Origin of the sequence: Aliamphritea ceti, from assembly GCF_024347215.1 — a bacterium.
Classification (GTDB): Bacteria; Pseudomonadota; Gammaproteobacteria; order Pseudomonadales; family Balneatricaceae; genus Amphritea; species Amphritea ceti.
Genome location: NZ_AP025282.1, coordinates 2292784 through 2311898, shown reverse-complemented (window position 1 = coordinate 2311898; position 19115 = coordinate 2292784). Strand labels below are relative to the sequence as shown.

General features: G+C 48.5%; 19 protein-coding genes. 5 read left to right on the top strand and 14 right to left on the bottom strand.

From position 1 onward, the window contains the following. The first annotated feature begins 55 nt into the window (after nucleotides 1–55). Nucleotides 56–484 carry a GlcG/HbpS family heme-binding protein gene (locus tag OCU49_RS10580; protein ID WP_261844952.1) on the top strand — a complete coding sequence of 143 codons (429 nt, stop codon included), beginning with the start codon at nucleotides 56–58 and terminating at the stop codon, nucleotides 482–484. Then, entirely contained in the window at nucleotides 481–1671 is a 1191-nt protein-coding gene (locus OCU49_RS10575; RefSeq protein WP_261844951.1) for a multidrug effflux MFS transporter, read from the top strand. Before OCU49_RS10580 ends, OCU49_RS10575 begins: the two co-directional genes overlap by 4 nt. Here the strand turns inward: OCU49_RS10575 and OCU49_RS10570 are convergent. The 14 genes from OCU49_RS10570 to OCU49_RS10505 form a co-directional block, all read right to left on the bottom strand. After that, nucleotides 1668–2465, bottom strand: coding sequence for a hypothetical protein (locus OCU49_RS10570; RefSeq protein WP_261844950.1), 798 nt, complete (start codon nucleotides 2463–2465; stop codon nucleotides 1668–1670). The genes OCU49_RS10575 and OCU49_RS10570 overlap by 4 nt on opposite strands. 108 nt (nucleotides 2466–2573) lie before the next feature. Beyond that, nucleotides 2574–3056, bottom strand: coding sequence for a universal stress protein (locus OCU49_RS10565; RefSeq protein ID WP_261844949.1), 483 nt, complete (start codon nucleotides 3054–3056; stop codon nucleotides 2574–2576). A 56-nt stretch (nucleotides 3057–3112) separates the two neighbouring features. Beyond that, on the bottom strand, nucleotides 3113–4441 hold the full coding sequence (locus OCU49_RS10560) for a TRAP transporter large permease (protein ID WP_261844948.1): 1329 nt from the start codon (nucleotides 4439–4441) through the stop codon (nucleotides 3113–3115). 82 nt (nucleotides 4442–4523) lie between these two features. Further along, a complete protein-coding gene (locus OCU49_RS10555; protein WP_261844947.1) occupies nucleotides 4524–5039 on the bottom strand; it encodes a TRAP transporter small permease in 516 nt (171 codons plus the stop codon). Nucleotides 5040–5088: 49 nt separating this feature from the next. Next, nucleotides 5089–6099 (bottom strand): TRAP transporter substrate-binding protein, encoded by a 1011-nt coding sequence (locus tag OCU49_RS10550; protein WP_261844946.1) that lies wholly within the window; start codon nucleotides 6097–6099, stop codon nucleotides 5089–5091. A gap of 284 nt (nucleotides 6100–6383) precedes the next feature. Continuing rightward, nucleotides 6384–6770 carry a 5-carboxymethyl-2-hydroxymuconate Delta-isomerase gene (locus OCU49_RS10545; protein ID WP_261844945.1) on the bottom strand — a complete coding sequence of 129 codons (387 nt, stop codon included), beginning with the start codon at nucleotides 6768–6770 and terminating at the stop codon, nucleotides 6384–6386. Nucleotides 6771–6879: 109 nt separating this feature from the next. Continuing rightward, nucleotides 6880–8403 (bottom strand): 5-carboxymethyl-2-hydroxymuconate semialdehyde dehydrogenase, encoded by a 1524-nt coding sequence (gene hpaE, locus OCU49_RS10540; RefSeq protein ID WP_261844944.1) that lies wholly within the window; start codon nucleotides 8401–8403, stop codon nucleotides 6880–6882. A 22-nt stretch (nucleotides 8404–8425) separates the two neighbouring features. Then, nucleotides 8426–9196: a fumarylacetoacetate hydrolase family protein gene (locus OCU49_RS10535; protein WP_261844943.1), complete on the bottom strand. Its 771-nt coding sequence runs from the start codon at nucleotides 9194–9196 to the stop codon at nucleotides 8426–8428. A gap of 10 nt (nucleotides 9197–9206) precedes the next feature. Continuing rightward, nucleotides 9207–9857, bottom strand: a complete 651-nt coding sequence (locus tag OCU49_RS10530) for a fumarylacetoacetate hydrolase family protein (protein ID WP_261844942.1) — start codon at nucleotides 9855–9857, stop codon at nucleotides 9207–9209. Between the two features lie 15 nt (nucleotides 9858–9872). Beyond that, complete coding sequence (gene hpaI, locus OCU49_RS10525) at nucleotides 9873–10754, bottom strand: 4-hydroxy-2-oxoheptanedioate aldolase (protein ID WP_261844941.1); 882 nt, start codon at nucleotides 10752–10754, stop codon at nucleotides 9873–9875. A gap of 10 nt (nucleotides 10755–10764) precedes the next feature. Further along, nucleotides 10765–11568: a 2-oxo-hept-4-ene-1,7-dioate hydratase gene (gene hpaH / locus OCU49_RS10520; protein WP_261844940.1), complete on the bottom strand. Its 804-nt coding sequence runs from the start codon at nucleotides 11566–11568 to the stop codon at nucleotides 10765–10767. 341 nt (nucleotides 11569–11909) lie between these two features. Further along, entirely contained in the window at nucleotides 11910–13370 is a 1461-nt protein-coding gene (locus tag OCU49_RS10515; RefSeq protein WP_261844939.1) for an NAD-dependent succinate-semialdehyde dehydrogenase, read from the bottom strand. Nucleotides 13371–13602: 232 nt separating this feature from the next. Continuing rightward, nucleotides 13603–14556, bottom strand: a complete 954-nt coding sequence (locus OCU49_RS10510) for an AEC family transporter (protein WP_261844938.1) — start codon at nucleotides 14554–14556, stop codon at nucleotides 13603–13605. A gap of 91 nt (nucleotides 14557–14647) precedes the next feature. Beyond that, on the bottom strand, nucleotides 14648–15823 hold the full coding sequence (locus OCU49_RS10505; RefSeq protein WP_261844937.1) for a p-hydroxyphenylacetate 3-hydroxylase oxygenase component: 1176 nt from the start codon (nucleotides 15821–15823) through the stop codon (nucleotides 14648–14650). 279 nt (nucleotides 15824–16102) lie between these two features. Between OCU49_RS10505 and hpaA the strand changes: the two genes are divergently transcribed. From hpaA to OCU49_RS10490, 3 genes are all read left to right on the top strand, one after another. Then, entirely contained in the window at nucleotides 16103–17029 is a 927-nt protein-coding gene (hpaA, locus tag OCU49_RS10500; RefSeq protein WP_261844936.1) for a 4-hydroxyphenylacetate catabolism regulatory protein HpaA, read from the top strand. Between the two features lie 231 nt (nucleotides 17030–17260). Next, the gene (locus tag OCU49_RS10495; protein WP_261844935.1) at nucleotides 17261–18199 is read left to right on the top strand and encodes a flavin reductase; all 939 of its coding nucleotides are present in this window, start codon (nucleotides 17261–17263) and stop codon (nucleotides 18197–18199) included. A gap of 133 nt (nucleotides 18200–18332) precedes the next feature. Continuing rightward, nucleotides 18333–19037, top strand: coding sequence for a helix-turn-helix transcriptional regulator (locus OCU49_RS10490; protein WP_261844934.1), 705 nt, complete (start codon nucleotides 18333–18335; stop codon nucleotides 19035–19037). The last annotated feature ends 78 nt before the right edge of the window (nucleotides 19038–19115 follow it).

Genomic DNA, 19115 nt, shown 5'->3' with positions numbered 1-19115 from the left:
TACTCAATGGCCGGCCAGAAATACTGCCCGGCCATTTTTATTGGAATCTACTTTTATGCTGATACAGGAAACATCTCTTAACTGGCAAAGTGCTCAGCAAATCTGTCAGGCAAGCTGTGAATACGCTACAGCACAGAGCCTACGCATTTGCGTCTGGGTGCTGGATCGTCATGGAAACCCGCTGGCCATGCAGCGTATCAATCATGCTCCGTTACCATCAACAGACATCGCCCGTGATAAAGCCCATACAGCCGTTAGTTTTGGATTTGGAACTCACCTCTGGCAGCAGCGCCTGGCAGACAAACCACACTTACTTTCAGGCCTTACGACGCGTCCCGATATGGTGCTGTTCGGCGGTGGTCTACCAATTAAGCATAACGGACAGCTAATCGGTGCAATTGGAGTATCCGGTGCCAGCGAATCCCAGGATCAGGAATGTGCAGCTGCTGGCATTGCATCGTTTCCAGAACTGCAGAGCGCATGACGAATACCTCTACACAACAGGCGCCAGCAACCCATCAATTACCGGGCATCGCCTGGTTTACTGTTATGTCGATGGTCAGCCCTGTTGCGCTGAACATTCTCATGCCTGCTCTGCCAAATATCGCGGCTGATCTGAACGTCACTACCGATGAAGTACAGCTCAGCCTCACTCTTTATCTGTTCACACTGGCATTTGGGCAGTTAATCTGTGGACCACTCGCCGACCGTTTTGGCCGAAAGCCTGTTTTGCTGACAGGTATCGCTCTGCACTTTGCCGGTTGTTTACTGGGAGCCTTTGCCAATGACTTACAAACTCTGTTGATGGCCAGGGTCCTGCAAGCTGCTGGCGGTTGCACCGGTATGGTTCTGGCGCGGACGATTATGCTGGACTGCTACAGCCGCTCTCAGGCTGCAGGAAAAATAGGCTACATTACCCTGTCGATTGCACTGGCACAGGCTATTGCTCCCACGCTTGGCGGCCAACTGAATGTATTATTTGGCTGGCAGGTACTATTCCATTTTTCATTATTACTGAGCAGTATTTCCTGGCTGATAGTACTGCTGGTTATTCCTGAAACCGCCGTCAATCTGACCACCAGTATTCGCCTGAAAACTGTCTTACTTCGCTATAAGCAGCTAATCACTAATCGAACCTATATGGGTTATAGCACGTCTGCCACGCTAATCGCCTGCGGTTTCTACCTGTTCATTGGGACAGCACCTTACATTGTGGCCAATCATTTACAGGGCACGTCTGCAGATTTTGGTAACTGGTTCTTAATTGTCGCGCTGGGGTTTATGGCGGGAAGTTTCAGTGCAGCTAAAATCTCGGCAAAGCTTGGCATTAAAACAATGATCACAATGGGAAATGGTATCTCAGTGGTTGCAGCGTTGAGTTTATTAATCGGGCTGCTAAGTGCTGAACTGAGCTATTTTCTGCTGTTTACACCCATGGCGCTTTACACTTTCGGCCGTGGGTTAAGTCAGCCGAATAACCAGTCCGCTGCCATCGCCAGTAGTGATATAGCACCGGGAGCCGCTTCAGGCTTATTAGGATTTATGCAACTCCTTACTGGCGCGCTGGTTACTCAAGCCGCGCCTGTAATTTTAGCAATGGGAACAGAATGGCTGGCACTACTTCTGATAATTTTCACTAGCACTGCCATTTTGTTAAACCGGAGGCATTAATCTGTCTTCTGAATATTTATTTGTGCCGGTTTGCTCTCAGACGAACTATTATCACGGAGCCAGGCATAACTGAGTGACAAAATGCCTAGCTCAATCAATCCCAGAAACAACCAGAAAAAAAACTCCAAAATAAACATTGGAAAAGTTTCAAAGTATTCGAACAAGGTAAATACTTGATGTGACACAAATGCAGGGAGGCCAATCAATATCGTGAGACGCCAGCCGTTATTTTTGCTCAGTTGCCATGCAGCACCCATCCCCCTCCTTACCGAACCAACTGCGATTGCCGGCAAGAGAATCATCAAACGAGAAATGATATACATCAGGGGAACATATAAAGCATTAGAAAGCAGCCAATACAAAAAACCATCATTACCGACAGCACCTGACATATCATCTAACATCGGCACAACAAACGGCATCACCGATAATGCTAAAGCCAGTGTGACTACACTGATCGTAATCCAGCCAATTAAATAGCGTGTTTCCCGAATGGTCCAACGCCAAACCGGCGTACTATTGGCTATCTCACTATCCAATAAAAAAATTCGGTGACAACTCACAATGCCCATTACTAAACAAAGTCCAAACGCCAGACCAAAGATACCTCCTAAAAGCCCGCTGAAGCCTCCTCCGCCAATCTGAGGTGAAGTAAACACCGTTGTAAATAATCCTAGAACCAAGACCGGCAGGCCATAACGAATTAAAGAGTGAAAGTGTTTGCGAGGCAGGGCTAATGCTTCAGAAAAGATCGCCAGAACTGGCAGTTTTTTTGAGTCTCGGATCGTATCCATAACGCGCTGATATCCTTTTTTGAATTCCTTATCCGACCCCTAGCTCAGTGCTGCAGTCTGCTTCAATTCCTCAAGAGACCGCTAATTAAATATAGTTATGGAACAAGATTAATCCAGCGGCACAATCAACACAGGCCTTCCGGCATTCTGCATCACCTTCGTCGCCGTTGAACCCAGAATCACGCTGCCCAAAGTTGAATGGCTGCGGGTGCCCATGACAATCACGTCAGCATCCATAGCCTCGCCCTGCTTTACAATGGCTTTCCATGGAGTGCCTTCCGCAATCACTGAGGTTACATTCAGATCTTCCGGTAACGGGCTCTCGGACGCTTCATCTGTGAGGAATTTTGTAATCCTGGTTTCGAGCTTCTGCTTAAGATCTTTCAGACTCTTCTCATACATGTCCCGCATGAGATCGTCCTTCAGTATCGACTGCAGCACCATATTGTCCTTATGGGTGGATTCCAGTACATGCAGGTAAGTAATTTCAGCGGCATGGCCGCCAGTCACACTGACAGCAACCTGTAGCGCTGGCCGTGAGCCCTGATCCATATCCGAGGCATAAAGAACTTTCTTCATTCGGTTTATCATTCATAACTCCTTGCAGGCATAACCTAAATTTTCGGCACCAGAGCACCTGTACCGCGCTAGCGGTACAGCAACTCAGGCAGAAACAGTGAAACGGAAGACACGGCGGTAATCAGCACCAAACGAATGATGTCTGCACACCAGAAAGGTGTAACGCCTTTGAATATAGTGGCGGCTTTCACGTCCCTTAATACCGCACTTAACACAAAGACATTCATACCGACTGGCGGGGTTATCAGACTGATCTCTGTTACCACCACAACTACAATGCCGAACCACACCAGATCAAAACCCATGCTCTGCACCAGCGGGAAGAAGATAGGCACTGTCAGCAACAGCATCGACAGGCTTTCGAACACCATGCCCAGCACAATATAAATCAGCAGAATGAACACAATCACCAGCATTGGCGAAAGCTCCAGGCTGTTAACCATTGCCAGCAGATCTGCAGGCAACCCTGCGCGATTGATAAAGTTCGAGAAGATAAGCGCGCCGATTAATACCGCGAATAACATGGCAGAAGTACGCGCAGTGTCCGTCAGAATCTCGAACAGGCTGCCCCAGTTAAGGCTACGGCGTAACATGGCAATCAGAAATGCACCGCCGGCACCGATACCTGCCGCTTCTGTCGGCGTGAATATACCCAGATAAATACCACCCATGACGATACTGAAGAGAATCAGCACTCCCCATACACCATTCAGGGCCTGCAGCCGCTCAGGCCAGCTAAACTTCTCACCGCAGGGGCCTGCTTCAGGATTACGCCAAACCACATAACGAACCGCGCCCAGGTACAGCAATATGCCAATCATGCCCGGGATAAAACCGGCGGCAAACAGCTCCCGAATACTGGTTTCAGTGAGCAGACCATAAATTACCAAGATCACACTGGGGGGAATCAAAATACCCAGAGTACCGCCAGCCGCAATTGAGGCTGTTGCCAGCGAATCGGCATAGCCATATTTACGCATTGGTGGCATTGCTACTTTTGCCATAGTCGCCGAAGTCGCCAGGCTGGAGCCACAAATGGCCGAGAATCCACCACAGGCAACCACAGTAGCCATTGAAAGACCGCCCTTGCGATGCCCCAGAAAGGCATAAGATGCCCGATACAGCTCCTGTGAGAGTCCTGATTTAGTTACCAGATTTCCCATCAGAATAAATAACGGAATCACTGACAGGCTATATTCCTGTGCCGTATCAATAACCCGTTTAGATGCCATGGATAATGCGCCTGTCCAGCGAAAATCCACCATATTGTCGAACGTAAGACCCTGCATAAACGCAAAGCCAAAGAAGCCTACCAGCCCCATTGCAAATGCAATCGGCACCCGGGCGATCACAATCATCGCCAGCAAAATGGCAAAGCCGGTTAATGCAATTATCATGAGTGAATACCTCATGCGCGCGCGGCGCTATATATGAACTGTTGTCTTAATCACGTCAGTTTAAAATCGTTGATTACACAGGTTAGTCACGTGGCTGAGTAATCAGACGGTAAGCACCGTAAGTGATCATCGCCGCTGCAGTAATCCAGCTCATTAACGCGATGTATTCCACCACGTAACCCACCGGGAACTGCAAATACTCAGTGACTTCACCACGCCGTATTGAGCGCAGTGCCAGTTCATAAATACGTACCGCTAAAAAATACAAAGACCCGCTGATCAGTAACACAGACAACAGACCAAGCAGCTGAATAACCCGGCTACCAAGCCAGCGATCGAGAATGTCGACTACTACATGACCACCCCGCCAGGTCACCACCGGCATTTCAGCAAACACCAGAATGGCAATGGCCATTTCCGTTAGCTCAGTTGTGCCATCTACCGCATCGGCAAAGAAATAACGGCCCACCACATCAGCGCAGGTCAGCGCCATCAGAAAAAACAGGGTTACAGCAGCAATCAGCTCCAGAGCAAAGGCCAGCCAGACAACCGGCCCCCGCTCTTCGTAATGCGCGTTCACCCAGGCAGTTAATGCCATTGGAACCACCTCACATCAGTTTGTTACTTATGCTTAGAACACACGCGCATTAGTTATAATTGCGGGCAACTTCGCGCAATTCCTGCAGAGCCGTACGGGTATCTACACCACGGTCTGAAACTGATTTGATAAAGGCATCGTCCATACCTTCTGTGAGGCTGACGAATTCCTGGGCAAAGGCATCGTCCGGCTTCACCATGATGACATTAACACCCGCTTCTTCAGCGGCTGCTAAACCATCTTTATCGCCAGCATCCCATGCACGGCCAGCCATCGCTGACAGCTTTTCACCGGACACATCGAGAATTGCCTGACGGTCTTGAGGGTCAATATCCGCAAGAAAATCCGGATTCATGAAGATGGAGAAACTGCCCATATACATGCCACCCGGCAAGGCAACTACGTTGCGGGCAACTTCTTTAAGACGCAGGCCCTTCTGGTCGATCAGTGGAATAAACACACCATCAATCACGCCCTGCTGCATCATTTCATACACTTTAGGCGCCGGGGCACCCACGGCAGTTACGCCCATGCGGTGACCAATCTCACCTTGTACGCCGCCACCTAAGCGAATCTTCTTACCTTTTAGCTCGGTCAGGGATTCAATCGGCTCTGCCAGTTGGATCTGACCCGGTCCGTGAGTGAACAGGCCAATGACTTCCAGGCCATCATGCTCGTTGGCTTCTGCCAGGTACTTCTGATGGATTCGCCAGTGCGCAACGGATGCCGCTTCGGCGTTTGTGCCTAAGAGTGGTTGTTCAACCATCTGAGTTAATTTAAAACGGCCCGGTACATAACCGTGGTAACTGAAAGACGCATCTACTACACCGTCTTCCACCAGCTCGAACATGGTTTTCGGGTGACCCATACCATATTCTACGACCACTTTAACCCGGCCTTCAGTGGCGTCTTCTACCCACTTGGCCCAGGTTGGCCATACTACGGTATTTTGGGTATGGGTTGGTGGTAACCAACTGGCGACGCGCAAGGTTGTTTCAGCACTGGCAACACTAGCCAGCGCTGTTAATAATCCTGCTGTGAGAAGTTTTTTTATACTCATTATTCTTTCCTCAATGATATTTTTATAATTCAGCCAAGAAAAAACTTAATATATTAATTATCTAATTTTATGCGTCTGTCAACGAGAAGAAATACGACCATAGCCCAATCTGCTAAAGGCTCTTTTTATCGATACTTACTTCCTACTTCCTCGCTGCTTTCTCACTTATGAAAGCTTTGTTCATAAAAAGCTTGGTTCATAAATACAGCTGCAAAATCAATACACCGGTTTTATCTGGCTCCGGATCTTCACTCTGAATCCGGTACAACGTCAGCCACAGGAAATCAGCGGTCAGCTAACTTCTTATGGATATTGTTCTGTTTGTAGTTACGCTCTGCGTTAAGCTCGATCATTTCGAAACCGATACTCATATAACGTTTATCAAAAACCGGCTGTAAGCATTGGGTAAAGGTTTCAAACACCTTATCTGCCGCTGCTTTCAGTATTTGCGGCTCACGCCCTGCACCAACCTTCGCAGTCAGATGGACGAAGGTATTCTCAGGATCACCTTCACCTATACGGTAATGTTCACAACGAATCGCACGGGTACGGATACCTCCGATGGGAAAAACACCGGTTGCGATTGCCGTATTATTCAGCTGTTCAAACAACGCTGGAATGTCCAGATCGTCATCCAGGTTTGCTGAATACTCCATAATAAAATGTGGCATGACTGCCTCCTTTTGAAGCCAGCATAATGACAGGTTAAACACGACAGCCAATCCCTCGATTGGGCAGGCTGCCGTCCCCCGTCAGTATGCTGTTGCTTATGCCGGTTTCTTAACGCCCGAGTACTGGCACGTTATGTAAATCGTGAGCGATACAGACGTTCTTGGTTTCCATGTAAAAATCAAAACTCCAGTCACCACCGTCACGACCAACACCGGACATTTTCACACCACCGAAAGGTGATGGCAGGTTACGGTTATTCTCGGAGTTAACCCAAAGCATGCCCGCTTCAACCTTGTTCGCCATACGCATGGCGCGGCCAGTGTTACTGGTCCAGATATAACCGGCCAGACCATAAATGGTATCGTTGGCCAGCTCGATTGCCTGCTCTTCGGTTTCAAATTCAATGGCAGTCAGTACCGGGCCAAAGATCTCTTCCTGAGCAATGCGCATGCTGTTATCTGCATCTACAAACAGCGTAGGTGCAACATAGTTACCCGGGCCTAATTCATCCCGCAGGGAATGACCACCCACCGCGATGGTTGCGCCATCTTGCTTTGCGGTTTCGAAGTAGCTGGTAACCTTCTCGTAATGGCCGGTATGTACCAACGGGCCTACTTCAGTTTCCGGATCCAGCGAATGGCCAACTTTCAGGTTCGCTACACGCTCTTTCAACGCAGCCATGAACTTGTCTTTAATGCCACTCTGAACCAGCAAACGGCTTGAGCTGGTACAGCGCTGACCATTAAGGCTATAAATCATGAACACAACAGCATCTAGTGCCCGGTCAAAATCAGCGTCATCAAAGACAATTACCGGATTCTTGCCGCCCAGCTCCAAATGCAAACGCTTAAGTGTTGGTGCAGTCTGCGCCTGAATCAGCTTACCGGTTGCAGAGTCACCGACTAAGGCTACGGCTTTAATCGCAGGATGTTCTGTCAGCGCTTTACCGACTTCAGTACCAAAGCCATTCACCATGTTCCAGACACCTTTCGGCAAGCCTGCCGCTTCTGCACATTCCGCCAGAATAGCGCCCGTTAAAGGGCTCAGTTCTGCTGGCTTATGTACCACTGTGCAGCCTGCTGCCAGCGCCGGAGCGATTTTCCAGGTGGACAACATGAATGGCGTATTCCACGGCGTGATAACCGCTACCGGGCCAATCGGATTACGTACAGTAAAGTTAGTGTGCTGATCCTGATGCAATGACAAACCATTACGGGCTTCCGGTGCTTTATCCGCAAAGAAACGGAAGTTAGCTGCACCACGTACCGCAGCCTGACGCATGAAACGCAACGCCTGACCACAGTCAGTTGACTCAACCAGCGCGATTTCTTCAGCACGTTTTTCAACTTCGTCTGCTAGCTTATGAAGAATCTTTTTCCGCTCTGCTCCAGACATTTCTGCCCATTTAGTCGCTGCTTTGCGGGCAGCTTCACAGGCAGCATTTACATCTGCTTCAGTGCCTTTAACCACGTAACCCAGTGAAGAGTTATCAATCGGCGTAGTGTTTTCGAAAGTCTGGCCTTCGTTGCCCTGTGTCCATTCACCATTGATAAAGTGGCCCAGAGTATTGTCTTTAAACCGCGCCAGATACGCATCAGCCTTGGCGATATTTTGATTTAATGCTTCGCTCATCAGATATTCCTCTTTGCCCTTATTAGTACTTATCGCCATAGAACTGCTGTTCAGACACAATACGGGTTTCCAATGCACCCACCTTTTCGATCTCACACACAACCACGTCGCCAGGCTGCATATCTTTGAGACCTTTTGGCGTACCGGTCGCGATCATGTCACCCGGTTGCAGGGTCATAATCTTGCTTAGGTATTCGACCAGGAACGGGACATCGAAAATCATGTCTGCGGTGGTGCCTTCCTGTGTCAGCTCACCGTTAACATGGGTGGTCAGTTTCAGATCACTGATATCACCCACATCATCTTTATCAATCAGCCACGGGCCGATAGGACATAAAGAGTCACGGCTCTTAACCCGCAGATTAGGACGGTAGTAGTTTTCCAGATAGTCACGGATCGCAAAGTCGTTACACACGGTGTAACCGGCGATGTAATCCATCGCATCTTCACGGGAAATGTTCTTACCTTCTTTACCGATAACCGCTACCAGTTCACACTCATAGTGTTGAAACTCAATATCATCCGGACGATAAGACGGTTGTTTGTGTCCTGTAAGAGTGTTCGCGCCTTTCAGGAACACCAGCGGCTCAGTCGGCGGTGCAAACGCCAGTTCCGAAGCGTGATCTGCATAGTTCAGACCCAGCGCAAAAATAGTGCCCGGATTTTTAACTGGCGACAGCCAGCTAACTTCTGCTTCGTTAAGCTCAGTGCCATCAGCCAGTAACAGACGGTTAGCGTCGTCTACAGTGATATCCAGCTCAACACCGTTATGAAATACGCGTGCATGTTTCATCGTCTGCCCCTTAATCAGCCAGTTGGTTATTCAGTTCAGCAACGCCAGCAATTGCTGAAGTTACCCGGTCGCCTTTTTGCACTGACGTCCGTTCGCCACGGAAACCAACTGCAATTACATCGCCGGCCTGCAGCGTCATAATGCGTGATATCGTGCTAATCAGTTCCGGTACGTTTCGTTCCAGCTGTGTCATTGGCATTTCGCTCACGGTTTCGCCATTTACCTGGGTGATAACAGTCAGCCCAGCAAGATCAGTAACCTGATCCGCGGCAATCACCGCGCTGCCAAGCGGTGCGCTGCCATCCAGACACTTACCTTTAATGTCCGGACGGTAATAGCTTTGCTCCGGCAGTGAAAAGTCGTGTAACAAGGTGTAGCCGTTCACATAAGTCAGGGCTTCTTCAACGCTGACGCGGCAACATTCCTGGCCAATAACAACCGCCAGACTGGCACCCACTACCATCGCAGCTTCATCGACAGGCCAGTCAATAACTGCGCCGTCTACGTTCCAGGTGTTGTGGGGTTTGAAATACAGCACCGGCTGAGTCGGTGCACTTTGGTACGGCGCTTCGCTGAATTCAGCCTGCATGGATGCCAGCTGTTCAGCATCATTTAGTGCCACACAGACAAGCTTGCCTTTAACAATTGGATTGCTATTCATAGTCTCTATACCTAATTAATAACCGCTGGACTGACCAGCTTCGCTGCTAGTGTCTGCAGCATCGGTTTTAAAGCTTTTTGCCAGCTGGCGGGCAGCATTGCCCAGCAGCAACGTATCGACGCCGATACCAACAAACTTGGCACCCTTGGCTACATAGTCATTGGCTTTCGCCGGATTGATACACAACAGACCAGCCGCTTTACCTGCAGCGTTAATGGTGGCAATGCCTTGTTCTATTGCCGCCACTACTTCCGGATGGTCCGGGTTGCCGACGTACCCCATCGAAGCTGATAAATCAGATGGCCCGATGAAAACCGCATCAACACCTTCTACCGCTGCAATTTCTGCCAGGTTATCCATCGCTGTTGCGGTTTCTGCCTGTACGATCAGACAGATCTCATCGTTAGCTTTATGCAGATAGCCAGGCACGTTATTCCACTTAGCCGCACGGGCCAGTGAACTGCCGAGGCCACGAATGCCCTGTGGCGGATACTTCACCGCCTGGACCAGTTCACGGGCCTGTTCAGCACTGTCACACATAGGAATAAGTAGCGTCTGCGCACCGATATCCAGCAAACGCTTCAGTAACGCAGTGCGGCCTTCTTCAGGACGCACAATCGCTGACACCTGATACGGCGCTATCGCCTGTAAGTGACGCATGGTGCTGTCCAGTTCAAACGGAGCATGTTCACCATCGATAAGCAGCCAGTCGAAACCAGCGCCAGCAACAATTTCCGCACAGCTTGAATCCGGCAGGCCCAGCCATAAGCCCCATAGAGGCTGATCACCCTTAAGGCCCTGCTTAAATGTATTTACTGGTAAGTCAGTGCTGTAGTTTTCTTTTAAACCAGAAGATGCAGTTGAATCAGAACCAGCAGTTGAGTTAAGAATGGACATCAGCCTTACCTCAAACGAACTTCACAGAAATACCGCCCAGTGGGCCGTAATCTGCATGTACTGTGTCGCCCGCTTTTACGGGAACAGGGCGGGTAAATGATCCAGACAGAACCACCTGACCAGGCTCCAGTGCAACGCCGTGAGGCGCGAACCGCTTACATACCCAGCAAATACCGTTAGCCGGATGGCCCAATACGCCTGCTGCAATACCGGTTTCTTCAATCTGACCGTTGAGATACAGCAGAGAACCTGCCCAGCGCAGATCAATTTCCATCGGTTTGATCGGACGACCACCCAGAATAATGCCGGCATTCGCTGCGTTATCAGAAATAGTATCCAGCACTTTGCGGGTATAACCGGTTTCAGGGTCTGTACGGTGACAACGGGCAGCAATCAACTCCAGAGCAGGCACTACATAATCTGTGGCGTTCAGCACGTCGAACATGGTGATGTTGTCGCCTTCAAGGCGATCTTTCAGTACGAAAGCCAGTTCGACTTCGATGCGTGGATCGAGAAAGTCATCAACCTTGATTTCAGCGCCGTCGGCAAAGAACATATCGTCCAACAGGACACCGTAATCTGGCTGATCAATGTTGACCGCCATCTGCATTGCACGTGAGGTCAGGCCGATTTTATAACCTTTAACACTGGCACCTTCTTCAATCTTACGGTCAACCCAAGTTTTCTGAATCTTGTAAGCGTCATCCATATCCATCCCCGGATAATCCAGGGTTAACGCAGGAATTTGCTGCCGTTCATTTTCTGCCTTATACAGGCGTGCAGCTGCGTCGCTGATCTGTTCCGGAGTTAACATTCCAGTGCCCTTCTCTTTGATGTGTTTGGTTTACGGGTTACCTGCCAGCTAATGCCTGTCCAGCTAACACCCTGTTACCTGACAAAAACACAAATCAGATAACATCTTAACTATCTATCAATAAATATACTTAATATGTTAATTAATATCTAGTGGTTAATATATTAAGTATTTATATAGAACTACTCTGTAGCAGAGATGAAGTTATACAAGATAGAGAAATAGCCAGGCAGGTACAGCCTGGCTGTTGAAGCAACGCGGATAATTCCGCGCTGATCGACTAAGCAGTCAGCGGTTTATTAGCCGGATATTTACACACCGGCTATTTCTTAACCGCCTGTTTATAATCCGCCCATGCAGATGTACTTAGTTTCCAGGTAGTCATCCAGTCCGTACTTAGAACCTTCACGGCCCTGGCCGGATTCCTTAACGCCACCAAACGGGATTACTTCAGAACTGATCGCTGTCTCATTAACACCGACCATACCGTACTCGATACCTTCAGATACCCGCCATACACGGCCCAGATTCTGAGTATATACGTAAGCAGCCAAACCAAATTCAGTATCATTGGCCATCGAGATCGCTTCTTCTTCGGTGCTGAACTTAAATACCGGCGCAACCGGCCCAAAGATCTCTTCACGGAAGACACGCATATCTGAATTAACGCCAGTCAGAATAGTTGGCTCATAGAAATTACCACCCAGATCTGAAGGCTTACCGCCCGTCACAACAGTTGCGCCTTCTGCGACTGCATTCTCAACTTTGGCATGGATATCTGTCAGCGCTTTACCCGTAATAACCGGACCGTGAGTAGTATTTTTATCGAAGCCTTCTCCTAACTGGAATTGGTTAACAGCCGTGGCAAACTTCTCAACGAATGCATCATAGATACCTTCCTGAACTAACAGACGGTTGGCACAGATACAGGTCTGGCCAGAGTTGCGGTATTTCGAAACCAGCGCACCTTCAATTGCTGCGTCTAAATCAGCATCATCAAAGATAATTACTGGCGCGTTTCCACCCAGTTCCATAGAGGTACGCTTCACTGTCTCAGCGCACTGCTTCATCAGTAACTTCCCAACTGGAGTTGAACCTGTGAATGTCACCTTCTTCACCAGCGGATTAGATGTCATCTCACCGCCAACAGCCCGTGCATCAGCGCTGGGCAGCACCGAAAACAGGCCATCTGGCACACCGGCACGCTTCGCCAGCTCAGCCAGCGCAAGCGCTGACAATGGTGTTTCTGCTGCAGGCTTAAGTACAATAGCGCAGCCAACAGCCAGAGCCGGCGCGACCTTACGGGCAATCATCGCATTCGGAAAATTCCACGGTGTAATCGCAGCAACAACACCGACGGGCTGCTTGATTACAATGCCGCGACGGTTAGTTTGTGGCGTAGGGATAACATCGCCATATACGCGCTTACCTTCTTCAGCAAACCACTTCAGATAAGAAGCACCATAAGCCACCTCACCCACTGATTCGAATAGCGGCTTACCCTGCTCAAGGGTCATCAGTGTTGCCAGATCCTGTTGGTTTTGCAGAATAAGCGCATGCCACTGCTCCAGAACAGCTGAACGCTGTGCAGCCGGCAACGCTTTCCAGCTTTGCATAGCTACCTGTGCTGCATCTATTGCACGGCGCGTCTCTGCCTGGCCAACACTGGCAACAACAGCTACTTGTTCGCCGTTAGCCGGATTAGATACTGCAAAACTGTTACCTTCATCGCCATCTACCCATTCACCGTTGATGAATGCCTGGGTCTTCAGCAAACTGCTGTCCTGTAATTCTAATTTCATAACTTACCCGTATTAACTGAAGCATTGTCTAAGCACTTAAACACTCACAACAATGATTTATTGTTCGTCCACTATGGAGCCGTTTAACACTTATTTCAGATTACTCTAATTAAAATTAGTTAACAAGTTAACTAATTTTATAATATTCACTACAAAGGCGTATCTGTGTTTATCTATACTTATTATCTGTACTTGCTGAAATCGCTTAGTTACCACAATCAGTCAGACAGGATTAACCAACCGCAGAACCCACATCAAGTATCCAGATCATCAGATTAATACTGACGAAAGCCAGCAAGGTCGCTGGCAGCAATACAGCTGAACATAATTCGTCCATGCCATAACGCATGCCAAACACCGCATATATGCTAAACATAGGCATACAGGCCAGCACCAGCGCCACAGACTGAAACAATGCTGGCATTGGCGGCATCAGTAATATCATCAGCACAATGCATAACGGGTGCAGAATCAGCTTACCCAGCACAATCACCGATATATCTGTCAGCATACCTCTTGGTTTTAGCCCCACCAGCATGCCACCAATTGTAAACAGTGCTAAACCACCTACAGTTACAGCCAGCATATCGATGGCCTTATTCACGAATGCCGGTGGCTGTAAGCCGGTTAAAGCACTCACTAAACCTACTCCGATAGACATCACGACAGGATTTTTCAGTAACTGTGGTAAAGCGGCGCCCAGTGAGCGTAAGAAGCCTTCATTACGCTGTTGTCCGGTATCTGCAAGTGCCAGTGCTAAAGGTAAAATGAAGAAGTTTTCGACAATCAGAGTCAGCGCGAATGGCACTAGTGCGGCTTCACCAAACAACTGCATAATAATCGGGAAGCCGATCATCAGGCTGTTTGACAAACTGCCACCCAGACCAAACATGGCGCACTCAGTCAAGGATTTATTACGCAACCGTGCAATCACAAACAGCACTGCAAAAGACAGCAACGACCCAAGACCAAAAATAAGCAGATAATCAAAATGCAGAATATCCTGAAATGACCGTGAACTCAGCGCTTTAAACATTGCGGCTGGCAAACCAAAATTGATGACAAACCAGGCAAATGTACGAATCGCATCCCGACTCAAATACCCCAGACGCACGACCAAAAAACCCAAGCCAATTAATAAAAAAATTGGACTGGTCAGAGACAGTATGTACGTAAAACCCTGCATATCAGTTACTTCCAAACACTTACTGCACGCATTAAACCCGCTGACTCTCTCGAGCCGCGGGTGCTTATTTTTCAAATATAAGGCTGACCGTTTATACCATCGTTGGATCCGGCTCCATGCCCATCAGTGATCGACCCAGAATCTGCTTACATACGTCGTAGTCTGTATAGGCATGCGCTGCTGTCATGTGTGAATCACGGAATAAACGCTGCGCTTCGTTATCGCTAAACCAGCAACTGCCGCCCGCCGCTTCGAACAAACGGTCTACCGCTTCAATACACATTTTCACAGCATATGCCTGATTGGTCCGCCAGAAAGCCAGCTGCTCATCCGTTGGATAACGTTGCTGCTCACTCATTGCTTTGTGCTCGTCCCAGGTTTTCTCCATGAACGCACGGGCAGCTGCAACCTGATGAGTAGATTCTGCAAGTCGCATTAACGCCGGCGTTGCGTGGCCAACTTTAGCCCCGGTATAAGCGCGTACCCGGTTCTTAGTAATATTGCGGTAAACCTCCAGCATACGCTCTGCAATACCTAAACCAATTGCCGCAAAGCCACAGGCAAAGTACGGACGGTATGGCGCGTAGAAAATCTTGCTGTCCGGATACAGACCAAAACCGGCAGACTTACCTGTCATCATGTCTTTAGCCGCTTCAATTCGATGCTCAGGAATAAAAGTATCTGGCTTGATCTTCAGTGTTTTCGTACCGCTTGAGCGCATACCCGCTGCATACCAGTCATCTTCGATCTCATAATCATCACGTGACACCACACCAAAGCTATAAATCTTCTCGCCGTTCTCACCATTGCGAAGAAAACCCAGAATGGCCCATTCAGCATGATCACAACCGGAGCTCCACTTCATATCACCGTTAAACAACACACCGCCTTCGGTTTCTTCAACTTTACCGAAAGGCGCAATACTGCTGCTCGCAGTTGCGTCCGGATCTTCAGCCCAAAACTCATCCTGTGCCTGCTTAGAAAACATCGCCATCTGGTGGCTATGCGTTGCCAGTAAGCTACCCGCCCAGGCGGTACCACCACAGGCACCCGCAATTGCTACAATACAGTCGGTCAGTTCTGGTAAAGAAATTTCCAGCCCGCCGTAAGCCTTAGGTTGCAAAGCCCGGTGAAACTTCACTGACTTTAACAAGCGGATATTTTCTTCAGGGACGGTTCGGTCCTGCTCAGCCTGGGCTGCATTTTCCGCGATCCGCGGCAGAATTTCCTGAAGTTTATCGAGTAATGGATTAGGCCTGTGCATCATCTTGCTACCTTCACTGTGATTCTTGTTTTAAGCAGCGACTGTACGAACAGTAACTGCGGGATGATTACAGTGTGCAGCGATCAGTTATTCAGGAGAATGGATCTTTCAGCGGCTTTGTTGTACTTTTGAAAAGCCAAATAAGTTAACATATTAACTAATAATTTTAACCTAATCCTGTTAAATATCTATATTTCATATAGTTACACAGTCACATAGCAATTATTAAAACTCAGTCTAGAATCTAAATTGCACAAACAGACATATGCGACAGATATCCTTATGAGCCCTCAGAGCACAACCTTACAGACCCGCCAACAGGATGAAATACCTAATATTCATATTGGTCAGGTTTATGATCAGCGCTATATAGAAGCGGATATTCACTATGAAAGCCTGGAGAATCTGGCTGACTTTTTTGGCCGCAATATGCCCGTGCATTATCACGACCGGTTTTACCAGCTCCATGTAATTCTCAGTGGCACCGTCAGAGTACATTTGGATGAAGTCAGCTACAGTGCACAAGCACCTATGTTCTTTCTCACCCCTCCAACCGTCCCCCATGCGTTCGTCACCGATGATCAGGCTACAGGTCATGTGGTAACAGTACGGCAACAACTCATCTGGGAATTACTCGGTGATATAGATCAGCCTAACAGTCAGAGTTTTATGAGCCAGCCCCTATGCGTAGAACTGAATACAACATCACACGGCCAGCCCGCCGCGAACCGCATGCTGCAATTACTTAATATGATGTCTGCTGAGAATAACCCGGAAAGCCTGCAACATAACCGGGCACAACAGGCACTGTTACAGTTAGTGCTCATTGATATTTCCAGACTCGCAGATCAGGGCCGCCCACAGCAAAATACCCAAAAGGAAGATGTACGCGTGTTTCACCGTTTCAACGAATTAATCGAAACACATTTCCGTGAGCACCTGACCCTGGGACATTACGCTAATCAGATCGGTGTGACCGAAGCACGACTGAATAATATCTGTCGCCGTTTAGCCGGTCAGCCATCAAAACGTCTGATTATGGACCGACTGGTACAGGAAGCCCGCCGACTGCTGACATATTCAACTGCGCCGGTCACAGAAATAGGTTATCACCTGGGTTTTAAAGACCCTGCATATTTTGCGCGCTTCTTTCGTAGAAATGCAGGTGTCACTGCCAGTGAATACAGAGACAGCAAGAAAAACACCTAATATCAGCCAGATATCTGCATAGCTTTAGGCACTTTTTTCAGCCCGTCCTATGTACGACCACACGAAAAGTACCAATGAAGCAGTGAAAAATATATTCATACTGGCCATGACAGGCCTATAATTTTCTCAAGCGATGCGTATTCTGGTACCTAACATTGCTGTTCTGGTTAAGCGATAAACTTTAACAGCGTCATCAGACCGCCCTACTAACTACAATAATGAGTAATCTCTATGTCTGCTTCAGGTTTCGATGCAAAAGACTTCCGCCGTGCACTGGGCCAGTTCCCTACCGGCGTTACCGTCATTACCACACTGGATGAGTCCGGCAACCCGGTTGGCGTTACCGCCAGCAGCTTTAATTCTGTATCTATTGAGCCAGCACTGGTGCTATGGAGTATCGACAAAGGCGCCAACAGCCTGAGCGCATTTGAAAACGCTAAGCACTTCGCTGTAAACGTACTCAGCCGTGAACAGGTTAGCACTTCTAACAACTTTGCCAGCCGTGGCGAAGACAAATTCGCTAATGCTGATTATCACACAGGCATTGGTGGCGTGCCTCTGCTTGATGATTACGCGGCACAGTTTGAATGCAGCACCTGGGCCGTATACGAAGGTGGTGACCACCTGATTCTGGTCGGTGAAGTTAAAGACTATCGTCACCACAGTGAAACCGAACCACTGGTTTTTGCCCGTGGCAGCTATGCGGTTTCAGCACAGCACCCTGAAATGATGCAAAACCAGGCAGAGACAGTTACCGCGCCTGAAAACGATTTTGTTGGTGACTACCTGCTGTACCTTGTTCGGGAAACATACCAGCGCTTCAGCGCGCAGCTGTATCCAAAACTGAATCAGGAATGCCAGGTAACACCAGAAGAATGGCGTATTCTGGCGCGTATGGTAAATCAACCTGAAGTAGCCATTGATCAGTTAACTGATCTGGTTATGCAGCCGGAAGTCACTCTGCGACAAACAGCAGACTGGATGACCGAAAAAGGCCTTATTCAATACAAAGATAAAGACACGCTTAAAGCCACCGAAACCGGCGCAGATATGGCCCGCCGTTTACAGAAACTGGCGCTGGACGAAGAAGCTGAGCTGCTCAGTAACCTTTCTGCTGAACAAACCGCCACTTTAAAAAGCAACCTGAAAAAGCTTATCGATAAATTGTAACCTCCTATAAAGCATGGCCTCTCCCTCTGCTCTCTCGCAGAGGGAATATTCTCTTCTTATCTCTAAATCCACTTGGCTTTTACATAAAAACTTAATATGTTAATTATAATTATTTAAATCCTGAGTAATACCTATGTCAGCTAGCAGCCTCTTACCTCATCAGTTTCAACATCAGAGCTTGTCGCTGATAAACAGTCTGCTGCCGGTTAGCAATGCAGTATTCTTTTTGGTGGAGCCCGGAATGCAGCACCGCGGTGCAGTAATCTTTAACGGTGCTCAGGATATGGAGAAGCAATACACTCAGGAATACAACGCAATGGATCCACTCAGCCCGGATCGCTTTCGTGATAAAGACACCCGGGTTGCTACGCTGGACTCTCAAATTGCCCCACACCTGCTAAAGCAGAGTCGTTATTATCAGGAATTCATGCTGCCCCACGAACACCGTTTTGTTGCGGATATGTTCTTCCGTAATCAGGGTGATATTGTCGCCATACTCAGCGTACTAAGAGCCGAATCGCTGGGCAATTTTAGCGATACAGAACTTGAGTTGCTTAACAACATCCAGCCCTTCATGGAATACAGTCTCAATACGGTTTACCTGCCCCGCCGCCATCAGGAGCGACAAAGTTTTGAACAGCAATACCAACTCACTGAGCGGGAACTCGATGTGCTCGAACTGCTGATCAGCGGTGCCAACAATAAACAAATAGCCGCTGAACTAAACCTGGGCCTGGCGACAATCAAAACCCACTTACATCACATCTTTCAGAAGACCGACGTCCAGTCCCGTGCAGAGCTGGTGAGCCGAAGCCTACAACTATTACAAACCAGCTAATTCCATTTACCCGACCGCGGCTAAAAATCCATCTCAACCTTCTGATGGATGCTGTAAATACACGATAAACAGGATACT